The sequence below is a fragment of the Pseudonocardia oroxyli genome (assembly GCF_900102195.1).
Taxonomy (GTDB): domain Bacteria; phylum Actinomycetota; class Actinomycetes; order Mycobacteriales; family Pseudonocardiaceae; genus Pseudonocardia; species Pseudonocardia oroxyli.
The window spans coordinates 1-11,423 of the sequence record NZ_FNBE01000015.1 but is presented as its reverse complement, the minus strand read 5'-3'; the positions used below and the strand labels follow the sequence as shown (position 1 = coordinate 11,423).

The following is an 11,423-nucleotide window of genomic DNA, read 5'->3' as shown; positions in this document are numbered from 1 at the left end:
GTCACACCTGGAAGGCGCCGACGAGGACGGCGGCGACGCTGGCGAGTGCGAGCCCGCCGAGGATCCACGCCGACCCGATCAGACCCTCGTAGGCGGTGGCGGAGCGGTTCCGCCTGCCGATGATGATCATCGCGGCGCAGACCAGGATCCCGACGACTCCGGCGACGATGACTCCCCACTTGAGCCACCCGATGATCATGTCCGCCATGGCTTCGAGGCCGGGAGGACGAACGGGGCTGGGGTTCGGGGGTTGCGCGACGAGGCTCATCGGGTGTGCTCCGGGCGAAGGAGCCCGCCTGCGGGGAGCGGCACGATGGTCGCGGCGACCCGTGGTGTGGACCCGGCGATCTGTTCGACCGCCTCGGCCCACCGCCGCGCCTGTCGTCCGAGCTCGCGGCGTGGGGCGTCGACGACGTCACGGACCGCGTCGAGTGGCCGGGACAGCGCTCGCCAGTGGTCGACGTGGGGGAGGAGCACCGTCCGCGCGGTGTGCGGGGCGATCAGCTGCATTCGCGTCATCACGGTCCGTCCAGGGCGCCCGGAGTCCGTGCAGCTGACCGCGAGAATGGGCTGGTGATCGAGGCGTCCGATGATGTGCGCGGCGCGGATCAGGGACTCGCTGGTGGCACGGCAGACGAGGACCTGGACGGGTTGGCCGCGGTGGACACCGGCGTCGTGCCCACGCAGCGCGTGGGCGATGGTGGTGACTCCGACACCACCGGCCACGCCCGCGATATGTGGGGGCTGAGCAGAGGACATGAGCGATCTCCTGACGGCGAGGTTGCGTCAGGGACGGTTGCGGCGAGGCGCTCAGGCCCCGTTCGGCCGCGTTCGCGAGCGAGGCACGATGCGCGATCACAGGACAGTGAGCAGGCCGACGGCAGCTGCGGGTGGATGCGGTTCGGTCACGCCACTACATCGCCGCCATGCGCACATCCAACGAACTGGGGCCGTTTGGCGCCGGGGCCGTGGCGCAGGGGCGCACCCCGCAGGTCGATACCAGCGTCACGCAGACCGACGCGCCGCCTGAGGTCACGGAGCGGCTCGGTATCGACGCAGGAGCCCGACGGCGTGCTCGTCATCGACCTGTGGCACACAGGCACCGAGGGTGCGCGACAGCTGTTCGAAACCACCCGCTTCGTCATGCGGGCGGACTGCGCCGCACTCGACTACGACATGCCAGCGGAGAACTCGTGACCACCGCTCAGGTGAGCATCCGACCCAGTCGCGACGAGGACATTCCGGCGCTCGCCGACGTGTTCGTGCGAGTCGCCCCGCAACTCCGGCGACAACGTGAGTCTGGCCACCGCGGTGTCTCCGCAGTGGCGCTAGCTAGCGCAGCAACCATCTCACCTACTGCGATAAGGTTGCAACAAGGCCCCGGGGCGGTCTGGGACAAGAGTCGAGCGTGATCGTTCTGGCAGCACGAGGCCTGCCCGCGTGCTGGGGTCCGGCTCTTCACTTGCATCTCGATCTCGAACGACGATCCGAGCGGGTTCAGGAGCAGCATGAGCGAGGGCCATCCACAACCAGACAAGAGCATGAAGCAGGACCAGACGGCCGAGAGGGCGAGTTCAAGGACGGCACCCGACCCTTCCAAGGCGAGTGCCGAGCGGCTGCCGAGCGACATACGGATCGCTGGCGCAGTCTGGCCAGCGTTGCTCGCTTCTGTGGTCGGTCTCCTGCCTTTCACCGTGTTCAGCACTTTCTTGGTGCAGATCGCTGACGCCACAGGTGAGAGCGATGCCGCCGTGGGTGCGCTGCGCGGCCTGGGCGGTGTCGGCGCCGTGCTGGTTGGCGTGGCGGTGGCGCCGCTGATCGGACGTATCGCTCCAGGCCGAATCGCTGCTGCAGCGCTCGTCTTGCTTGCCGTGGCGTCCGTCCTGGGCACGGTGCCCTTACTGCCGGCTCTGGCGGCGTTCTGTCTTGTCATCGGTGTGTCGAATGCGGCGCTGTACCCGGCTCTGTCCACCGCCGCTGCGGATCGGTTCGGAGACGCGCCCGCCGCCGGGCGTGCGGCGACGCTGGTGATGTCGACCCAGACTCTGGCGGCAACCTTGGCTGCACCGCTAATAGCGTTTCCCGCGTTATGGTGGGGATGGCAGGGAGACCTAATTGCGATTGCGGTCGTAGCATCATTGCTTACTCCGGTCCTTTACCGCTACCGCAGCGAGAACCACATCGGTGAACAGCAACGCTTCAGTTACCTTGAGGCGTTCCGCGTGCTGGCTGCGGTGCCAGGCGCACGGCCGCTGATCCTCGTAGCTTTCGGGCGAGCCGGCGCCTTTATGGGTTATCTGGCATACTTGGCCCCGTTCTATGCGGACAGTTTCGGGTTGACCCCCGAGATGTTCGCGTTCGTATGGACGCTTAGCGGAGGGGCGTTCTTCCTCGGTCATCTCGTGGCCGGGCGACTTGTGAACGTCCCAGCAGCGTCTGACCGACGGGCGCACCTCGCGATGCGTACTAGCCTATTGACGGCGCTGCTCGCCTTGGTCGGGGTCTATCTAGCGCCGGAGCTGTGGGTGGCGCTTGTGGCCACTGCGGTGCTGTCGGCGAGCCACGCGGTGGTCGCCGCGGCGGTGGTGACCCTGCTCGTGCGTCGTTGCGGCGCAGCTCGGGGCACAGCCCTGAGCCTGAATGCATCCGGCATGAGCCTGGGGCTGTTCCTGGGCACAGCGGCCGGCGGGGCAGGTCTCGTGGTGGCTGGCTATCTGGGTGCAGCCCTCGTGTTCGCCCTGCTCACTCTGTTTGCTCTTGGGGCCGCGTTGAAATCCCGCCCCCAAAGCTTAATGGCGTAGCTCCGACTCATACTTGGTTATGGTTCACGGAATCGGGTTGAGCTCGGAGAGGCGGAGCAAGAACTGCCGTGCACTAAAGAGTGCCAGGTGTCAAAATCCTTTGGGATCACCGTGACGGCGAGAACGAGGCTAGCCAGGATCTTTCATCGGGCGGTGCTCGCTCGATCGATACCGGTGTTGGCGGGTGGGGTGGGGCTGATTCTGCCTGTGGGTGTAAGGGTTCGGCCGAGGTCAAGTGGCGTCCACCAAGGTGGTGTGCGACCGGCCTAGTGCCGCGTCCAGGAACGTTGGGGGCGTAATCGGGTCGGCTTGATCGGTCCGGGTCCGGCGCAGGAGGCTGTGCGCCGGAGGTGATGGTTGTGGCGCGACAGCCTGAGGTGTTCGTCCGGGAGCTGAGCCCGGACGAGGCGCAACGCCTGGTCAAGATCACCAGGACGGCGCGGGACCGGGTTCGGTTGCGGCGGGCCGGGATCGTGCTGGCCTCGGTGCAGGGCCGCAGCGCTTCCGAGGCCGCGATGATGTTCGCGGCGAAGCCTCAGTACGCGCGGGAGGTGATCCACGCGTTCAACCAGCAGGGGTTCGCGGCGCTGGACCCAAAATGGAGCGGGGGCCGACCCCGTAGGTTCGGTCCCCACGTTCGTGAGCTCGTCTGCCGCCTCGCCCGCACACCGCCGCAGCAGGTCGGGTTGCCGTTCACCACCTGGAGCCTGTCCAAGCTGGTCGAACACCTCGCCGCCGCACACCGGGTCGTGATCAGCGTCGAGACCGTGCGCCAGGTCCTGCGCGACGCCGGGGTCCGTTGGCAGGCCACGAAGACGTGGAAGGCCAGCCGAGACCCGCGCTTCGTCGAGAAGATGAACCGGATCCTCGATCTCTACGACCGCGCCGCCGACGGGCGTCTGGACCCCGGAGCACGGGTGATCTGTGTCGACGAGTTCGGGCCGCTGAACCTGCAGCCCCGCCCCGGTCGGGGCTGGTTCCCGACCGGTCGCCCGGCCCGGCTGCGGGCCACCTACAGTCGCCACGGCGGGGTCCGGCACATGTTCGCCGGGCTGGATCTGGCCTCCGGGCAGCTGTTCTACCGGCTCCGGGACCGCAAACGCGGCCGCGAGTTCCTCGACTTCCTCCGCCGGCTCCGCCGGCTCCGCCGCCGCTTCCCCGCCGGGAGGCTGCACGTCGTCTGCGACAACTTCTCCCCGCACCTGCGAGCTGATGTCGCCGACTGGTGCACCGGGCACGGCGTCGAGCTCGTGTTCACCCCGACCAACGCGTCCTGGCTGAACTGGATCGAGTCGGAGTTCACCGCGCTGCGCTACTTCACCCTCGACGGCAGCGACTACCCCTCCCACACCGCCCAGGAGGCAGCGATCGCCGGCTACGTCCGCTGGATCAACCGCCACGCCCGACCCAAGAAACACTTCGCACCCGAGTCCAAGATCCGCAGACCCGATTACCTACCCAACGTTGCCTGACGGGGCACTAGTGACGGGCGGGTCGGGCTGTAGGGCCGCCATCGTGTGATCTTCTGAATGCCTCTCACAGCCCACACAAGATGGATCACCGATGACCGCGCCCTCCAGTATCGACAGCGAGTTCCTCCACGAACAGCTGTCCCAGGCGAGCCCGGACCTGCTGCGCCAGATGCTGACCGCATTTATAAACACCATCAAGGAGATCGCTCGGCGGCTCGGGGTTGCCCGCAACACGGTGCGGGCGGCGTTGGCGTCGGACCGGCCACCGAGGTACGAGCGGGCGAGGCGGGGTTCGGTCGCGGACCCCTACGAGCCGCAGGTCCGGGCGTTGCTGGCGCAGTGGCCGCGGATGCCCGGCCCGGTGATCGCACAGCGGATCGACTGGCCCTACTCGGAGGGGCCGTTGAAGAAGCTGCTGGCCCGCATCCGCCCGGAGTACGTCGGTGTCGACCCGGTCGACCGGGTCTCCTACGAGCCCGGGCAGCTGGCCCAGTGCGACTTGTGGTTCCCGGCTCCGCCGATCCCGGTCTCGCCGGGACAGGCGCGGGTCCTACCGGTGCTGGTGATCGTGTTGGGTTCTCCCGGTTCCTGTCCGCGACGATGATCCCGTCGCGGCAGGCCGGGGACATCCTGGCCGGGAGGATGTGGCAGTTGATCGCCGCGCTGGGGCGAGTGCCCAAGACACTGGTCTGGGACCGGGAGTCCGCGATCGGCGGCACCGCGCGGGTCAGTGTTCCGGCCGCGGCGTTCGCCGGGACGCTGGCCACCAGGATCCGGCTGGCCCCACCGCGGGACCCGGAGTTCAAGGGGATGGTCGAGCGCAGCAACGGGTTCCTGGAGACCTCGTTTCTGCCCGGCCGGGCTTTCACCTCACCGGCGGACTTCAACGACCAGCTCGCCGCATGGCTGGCCAGGGCGAACACCCGCACCGTCCGGGCCATCGGAGGGCGTCCGGTCGACCTGCTCGACACCGACCGCCAAGCGATGACCCCGCTACCGGCGGCGGGCCCGCAGGTCGGGCTGTCCCAGCGGATCCGGCTGGCGCGCGACTACTACGTCCGCGTCGACGCCAACGACTACTCGGTCGACCCGCGGGTGATCGGCCGTTTCGTCGACGTCGTCGCGTCCCTGACCCGGGTCGAGGCGTTCTGCGAGGGCGGGCTCGTCGCTCACCACGTCCGCAGCTGGGCCCGCCGCGGCGTGGTCACCGACCCCTCCCACGTCGCGACCGCCCACCAGATGCGCCTTGCGCTGGCAGAGCAGCGCCGAGCCCAACAGGGCGGGGCGCGTCGACACAGCGATGGACACGCGGTCGCGCTGCGCGCGCTACCGGACTACGACGCACTGTTCGGCGTCGATTTCGACCCGACCACTCCGACGGCCGCGCCCGCGGCAGAAGCGAGCAACCCATGACCGCCCCGACAACCACGGCAGCGTTGACCAGAACTGCACCGGCCGACGGCCTTCCCTTGATGCTCGCCTATCTGGCCCGGGTGCTGAAGACCCCGACGATCGGACGCTGCTGGGCCGAGCTCGCCGACCAGGCCCGCGACGAGAACTGGTCGCACGAGGAGTATCTGGCCGCGGTCCTGCAGCGCCAGGTCGCCGAACGCGAGTCCGCCGGCACCACCATGCGGATCCGCACCGCACACTTCCCCGCAGTGAAGACCATCGAGGACTTCAACCTCGACCACCTGCCCTCACTACCGCGGGATGTGTTGGCGCACTTGGCCACCGGCCTGTTCGTCGCAAGGCCGAGAACGTGATCCTGCTCGGCCCACCCGGCCTGGGCAAGACGCATCTGGCGATCGGGCTCGGGGTCAAAGCCGCCCACGCCGGCTACTCGGTCCTGTTCGACACCGCGAACAACTGGATCACCCGACTCACCGAGGCCCACCAGGCCGGACGCCTCGAGGCCGAGCTGAAGAAGATCCGCCGCTACAAACTGATCATCATCGACGAGGTCGGCTACATCCCCTTCGACCAGGACGCGGCGAACCTGTTCTTCCAGCTCATCGCCTCACGCTACGAGATCGGCTCGGTCATGGTCACCAGCAACCTGCCCTTCGGGCGCTGGGGCGAGACCTTCTCCGACGACGTCGTCGCCGCAGCCATGATCGACCGCCTCGTCCACCACGCTGAGGTCCTCACCCTCACCGGCGACTCCTACCGCACCCGCCAACGCCGCGAGCTCCTCGCCAAACAGAACCGCGCAGACCAAGACTGACCGCCAAAGGGGTCAAGATTCCGAGAACCGGGCCTGCTCAAATTTCAAGATCCGTTGACACTAGGTCTGACCTGCGCGAGGTGGAGCGTCGCATCGGCCTCGGGCGGGGCCTCGTGAGCAACCTTCGCGCAGTGACGAATCGTGGCGCAGAAACGCATCCAGCAGGGCCTGGCCACCAGATGTGCGTCGGGGTCCCAGCGTCCGCTGTCGCTCGATGCCCTGATCCGGTGGCATCGGCCCACCCTCGTCGGATCCTCCTCGGCCAAGCGGGGTGTGCACGACAAGATGATCTGGTGGACCCGTCATCACCCGGACCGACTATGCGAGCTGCGAAATGAACACTCCCCCCGCCGATGCCGAACCCTTGTTGCTGGAACGTCGGGCGCGCCAGGTGGACGTCGACCACGGGTTGTTCAGCTTTACTGCTGTCGGCGGCGTCCTCGCCGATGTGCCCGACGACCTCGGCGGTCCTACCGACCCGCCGTGCGCAGCAGCGGCCCCCGACGCGCTGTTCCTGTCGTCTGGCGCCAGCTACCAACGCGTCGAGTGCAGCTACGAGGTGTGGTCGGCTCAGCCGCCCGAGCTGAGCCGACCACCCGCGCAAACCGACGATTCCGAAGTCGTCACCGTCGACGTGCTCTTCTCCGCTGACCGCTTGTTCCTGTGGGCCATGGAGACCTTCGACGACGAGATCCCGCTCCCGACCGCCGGTCACTACCGGGCCGAGGTCCGGGTACAGGGACGGCGAGCCGCGTTCAGGGCGTACGTGGACTTCACCACCACTCTCGCCAATGACGATATTCACAGCCTCGAATCGTGGTTCATCCGGTTCTGGCCGGTCACGGTCGGTCGATGATCCGGACTTGGAATCGATCTCCATCAAGGATCCGGTCGTCCCGATAGAAGATTCTCACCCCGTTTCCCGCCCGTCTATTCTCGCTGCGGTCCAATGCTCTGGCCGAGAAGTTCTGGGTGGTGCTGGCACCTTCCCGAGTGGAGCGGAAGGGGTACTCGTCGCAGTCGAATCCCTGGTTGACGTAGTCGGGGTCAACTTGCCGACATACAGCTGCGGCCGCGCGTCCGTTCGCGTCGGCGAGCGATCCGTCCCGTGTCCGGCGCAGGTACGTTTCGCTACCGAAGGCACCCGGAATCGTTTTTCCAGCCACTCTCGGGTCGGTGATCTCAGGCCGCGTCTGAGCGTCGCGGATGTGCTCAGCGACGGAGCGGACGTTGCCGTCGATGCTGTAGGTGAGGAACGGGACGACGTTGTTGAACACGCAGCCTTCGGTGTAGGTGGGGAATTCGTTACTCGAGTCGCACCGAAGCGGGGTCACACCCGTGGACTTGGTGTCCTTGACGGGACGCCCGGTGTCGCCGGTGGAGATGGTGGTGCGGATGAAGTGCTGGCGACGTGCATCGGCGCTGGGATTACTGGTCGCGTTTGACGAGTTCAGCTGCTGGTAGACCGGTGGCAGCGTGGCGTCGACGTCGCTACGGGCCGCCCAGGCGGTCAGGGACTCGTAGGGGAGAGGCTGGGTGTCCTCCCGGCAGTCACCCGTACCGGTGTCCTCGCCGCACTCGGTGGCGAAGGTGATCGAGTAGTCGCCGGGGTCGGAGAAGACGCTCTCGTCGGTGACCTGGTCGACGAGGTAGTACATCCAGACGAACGCAGTCGTGTTGGTGCTGTAACCGACGCGGGTCAGGCGAGCAGAGGCAACCGTCTGCCCGAAGCCGTTCAAGATCGACACCTTGCCGACAGCACACCACTCGAAGTGGTTCTTGACCCAGCCATGCTTCGAAGCGACGGGATGGCTCAGGTCATTGGCGTTGGCTCGACATTCCTCGACGAAGTCACGCTCAAGGAGGAAGTTCGGGTCGACACCGTCGCCGCCCGGTTCGTGTTCGACGGCGACGTCACGGCCGACGACTACGGAACTCGGGTAGCTGCGATTGGTCGCCGCGGCGTAGGCGTGGACCTGCTCCTCGTCCAGGCTCTGCTGCAGGCTCAGCTCCGGCTCGTCGGGCAGGCCTGCGGCCTCGCGAGCGGACTGGTAGAGCGTGGTGGCGGCCGCAGCCTGCTCGCAGCTGGACACGGTCGCGTTCGACGACGACGTGTGATCGATGGTGCCGCGCTGGAAGGTGCTGCGTTGCCCTGTCGCGGTCGTACTCACGTCGCTGGTCGGGTAGCCGTGGCAGCTGCGCTCCCATCCCAGCTGCGACCACTTGTCCCGAATGGGTCCGTAGACGGCGCGCGAGCCGGTCGCGCCGGTCCAGTAGATCGAGCCGTTGTTCGCGAAGTGGTTGAACGCCCCGATCCCGTCCGGCGTCGGTGTCTCGTCGGTCGTCGGGTAGCCGAGAACGCCGCGTTCCCATCCGAGGGCCGCCCAGTGTTCGATGATGCCGCCCTGGATCGACCAGGCGCCCGTACCCGGGCTCCAGTAAATGTGCGCACCGGCGTTCTGAAAGGTGTTGCGCCGACCCAGGCCGTCGGGGTTGGTGAGCTCGTCGCTCGTGGGGTAGCCCAGGCGTCCCCGCTCGTAGCCCAGGGCCGCCCACCGCCGCAGGATCTCGCCCTGGATCGACCAGGCCCCGGTGGCAGGGCTCCAGTAGATGTGGCCCGACGCGCGCTGGAAGGTGTTGCGCTTGCCCACCCCGTCCGGATTGGTCAGCTCATCGCTTGTCGGGTAACCGAGTACCCCGTTCTCGTAGCCCAGTGCACCCCACCGGCGGAAGATCTCCCCGCCGATCTGCCAGGCACCGGTCGACGGGTGCCAGTAGATCGACGAGCCGCCGTTCTGGAAGGTGTTGCGCTTACCCACCCCGTCGGGGTTGGTGAGCTCGTTACTCGTCGGATAGCCGAGCCTGCCCGGTCCACCAAGCGCCAAGTACTTGTCCCGGATCGCGCCGCAGACGCTGTATCCCGTCTGCGCGTACCGGGTGCACGCCTCGGTCAAGACCGGGTTGGTGTCGGTCAGTGCACCTCCGCGATCACTGGCCACGTCGGTGGTCATCACGGCGGCGCCAGCTCCGTCAGGCACGGTCGACTGCACCGACGGTAGCGCCGACGAGGTCGCCACCGGCTCCATCGGGGAGGTCGTAGCGACTGCCGCCTCACCGTGATCGGCGGACGTAGCCGCCACAGCCGGTTCTGGTGCTGGCGACACGTCGGGCTGCGATGCAGCAGCTGACGGTTCCGGCCGCGAGTGCCCTGCCGACGGCGGACTCGCCATTGCTCCTTGCCCCGTGTCACCTTCGTGGTCGACCGCTGCCGTTGGCGCGTTCGGCTGCGTTGAGAGTACGGGGCGGATGGCTGCGACGGGCTGCACGTCCGCCGCGGCTAGCGCTGGAGGCGGAATCAGCAATGCTGCCAGCAACACGACGATCCCGCTCGTCCGCCATTGTCTCGGTCTGGCAGCTGGTCTGCTCGGACCTCGACCCCGTCGATGTCGACTCACGTCCCACCCCTGTTCTCCCCCTCTCGACTGAAGGGGTTCGCTGATCATCTTGGGGTTGGCACCCAAACCGGATGTAAGCCCCATGACCCAACTGGGACGGGGTTGCCACCCTTTTGGCTGGCGCGAGCAGCGCTCAACGTGACGAGGACCCGCGCGACAGTCCCGACGGGGCGGGATCTGGTTCGGCCAGCGCCGACGTTCACAACGCGATGATCGGCACTCAGAGCCCACGGTGTCGCGCCTGCGAGGTCAGCACAACTGCTGCCACCAACGCGAGCGAACACAAAACCGCTGACCGTGCCGCGAGCTCCGGGTTCTCTCTCAGTCTGAGGGTCGTGATCGACGACGATCTCGGCACGCCCATCCAGCGCACGCCCGGCTACTACTGCACACCCACCGACGGCACTGACGTCCCCGGCCCCGCCCCCACCGTGCAACCCACGCCCGCGCCCCCGCCGGTCGTGGCGCCGACCCCCGTCCCGCCGCCGCCGGTCACGCCACCGGCCGCCACCACTTCGCCCGCGCCCGTCGGGAGCGGGACCGGAGTCGGCACAGGGCGACGGGACCGGTGGCGGGACCACGGGCGGAGGCACGGGCGGGACCACGGACCCGGGCACCGGAGTCGGCGACTCACCCGCCGTCCCGTAGCGGCGGGCCTCACAGGCACGGCAGCGCCACCACCGCCCCACGAGGAGCGCACGGCGCCCGACGACGCGCGGCGAGCGCCCCCCACCCTCCTCACTGCCACGCTGGTCGAGCAGACGCGCACCCCACCGGGCACTTCCTGCAATTCATCCCCGCAATCGTGACCGCCATCGTGCGCGCGGTTCAGGTGACGCGGGTAGTCAGCGCTGTCAGCTCGGCAGGCGGGGGCCGGATCTGCAGGTCCGGTACCAATGCCCGTTCGGCTACTGCCGGTGATCAGGCCGCTCAGCCCGCCCACGGCGCAGACGCCGGCCCCGGCGAGGGCAGCGGCACCCGCACGAGCCGCTACTCCCGCGCGGGCAGCTGGTCCGGCCCGAGGAGTCGCAGTGGCACCTGTCGGGGCTCCCGGTGGGGGCTTCGCGAACGGGGGCACTGGGACTGCCGCGGCAGTCGCAGCCGTGGAGCAGGCCAATCAGGTAGCACTCGACCCGGTCGCGGAGGCCGCTCGACTCGCGCTGGAAGCGTTGAGAGCCGCTTCCGACGGCGACATCTCCACCCGGATCCAGCCCGGTTGGACAGAGTTCCCGAAGGTGATGACGCCTGACGCCGCGGCCGGACTGGCCTGCGCTCTCGGTGGTGCAGGTGCTGCGGCGATGGATTGCGCGGTCGGCGGCAGCCCTGCCATCGAAGCTGCGGCGGAGATCTTCAACGGCTCCTGGGTCCAGCAACGCACCGGAGCCTCCGCATCGACGACGACCCAGATGACCGACAACGGCGGGTGTGGACCCCGCCTGCTCCGCAGCACCTGCCGTGCCGAGGTCGG

Annotated in this window: 8 protein-coding genes and 2 pseudogenes; 7 read left to right on the top strand and 3 right to left on the bottom strand. The window is 68.1% G+C overall.

Going from position 1 to position 11,423, the window contains the following annotated elements:
• Position 1: 1 nt before the first annotated feature.
• Together BLS43_RS21270 and BLS43_RS29530 are read right to left on the bottom strand one after the other, a co-directional pair.
• Positions 2-268, bottom strand: coding sequence for a hypothetical protein (locus BLS43_RS21270; RefSeq protein ID WP_093087957.1), 267 nt, complete (start codon positions 266-268; stop codon positions 2-4).
• Positions 265-519 carry a hypothetical protein gene (locus BLS43_RS29530; protein WP_143030147.1) on the bottom strand — a complete coding sequence of 85 codons (255 nt, stop codon included), beginning with the start codon at positions 517-519 and terminating at the stop codon, positions 265-267. Before BLS43_RS29530 ends, BLS43_RS21270 begins: the two co-directional genes overlap by 4 nt.
• A 552-nt stretch (positions 520-1,071) precedes the next feature.
• Between BLS43_RS29530 and BLS43_RS31730 the strand changes: the two genes are divergently transcribed.
• The 6 genes and pseudogenes from BLS43_RS31730 (at position 1,072) to BLS43_RS21240 (ending at position 7,356) form a co-directional block, all read left to right on the top strand.
• The gene (locus BLS43_RS31730) at positions 1,072-1,197 is read left to right on the top strand and encodes a hypothetical protein (protein ID WP_281245856.1); all 126 of its coding nucleotides are present in this window, start codon (positions 1,072-1,074) and stop codon (positions 1,195-1,197) included.
• Positions 1,198-1,508: 311 nt separating this feature from the next.
• Complete coding sequence (locus BLS43_RS21260; RefSeq protein WP_245707650.1) at positions 1,509-2,801, top strand: MFS transporter; 1,293 nt, start codon at positions 1,509-1,511, stop codon at positions 2,799-2,801.
• A gap of 359 nt (positions 2,802-3,160) precedes the next feature.
• Positions 3,161-4,273, top strand: coding sequence for an IS630 family transposase (locus tag BLS43_RS21255; protein ID WP_093087947.1), 1,113 nt, complete (start codon positions 3,161-3,163; stop codon positions 4,271-4,273).
• 91 nt (positions 4,274-4,364) lie between these two features.
• A pseudogene (gene istA, locus BLS43_RS21250) lies at positions 4,365-5,686 on the top strand (IS21 family transposase).
• Positions 5,683-6,500 (top strand): annotated as a pseudogene (gene istB, locus BLS43_RS32110) (IS21-like element helper ATPase IstB). Before istA ends, istB begins: the two co-directional pseudogenes overlap by 4 nt.
• 334 nt (positions 6,501-6,834) lie before the next feature.
• Positions 6,835-7,356 carry a hypothetical protein gene (locus tag BLS43_RS21240; RefSeq protein WP_093087944.1) on the top strand — a complete coding sequence of 174 codons (522 nt, stop codon included), beginning with the start codon at positions 6,835-6,837 and terminating at the stop codon, positions 7,354-7,356.
• On the opposite strand, the gene BLS43_RS21235 is transcribed toward BLS43_RS21240, so the two are convergent.
• On the bottom strand, positions 7,340-9,586 hold the full coding sequence (locus tag BLS43_RS21235) for a NucA/NucB deoxyribonuclease domain-containing protein (RefSeq protein ID WP_176921456.1): 2,247 nt from the start codon (positions 9,584-9,586) through the stop codon (positions 7,340-7,342). The genes BLS43_RS21240 and BLS43_RS21235 overlap by 17 nt on opposite strands.
• A gap of 1,472 nt (positions 9,587-11,058) precedes the next feature.
• Between BLS43_RS21235 and BLS43_RS21230 the strand changes: the two genes are divergently transcribed.
• Positions 11,059-11,423 (top strand): hypothetical protein (locus BLS43_RS21230; protein WP_143030146.1); only part of this gene is annotated, 365 nt, incomplete at its 3' end.

Bases quoted from the DNA above. Each gene is read 5' to 3' on its own strand.
- BLS43_RS21270 (WP_093087957.1), bottom strand. From the start codon at position 268: ATGAGCCTCGTCGCGCAACCCCCGAACCCCAGCCCCGTTCGTCCTCCC.
- BLS43_RS29530 (WP_143030147.1), bottom strand. From the start codon at position 519: ATGACGCGAATGCAGCTGATCGCCCCGCACACCGCGCGGACGGTGCTC.
- BLS43_RS21260 (WP_245707650.1), top strand. From the start codon at position 1,509: ATGAGCGAGGGCCATCCACAACCAGACAAGAGCATGAAGCAGGACCAG.
- BLS43_RS21240 (WP_093087944.1), top strand. From the start codon at position 6,835: ATGAACACTCCCCCCGCCGATGCCGAACCCTTGTTGCTGGAACGTCGG.
- BLS43_RS21235 (WP_176921456.1), bottom strand. From the start codon at position 9,586: ATGGAGCCGGTGGCGACCTCGTCGGCGCTACCGTCGGTGCAGTCGACC.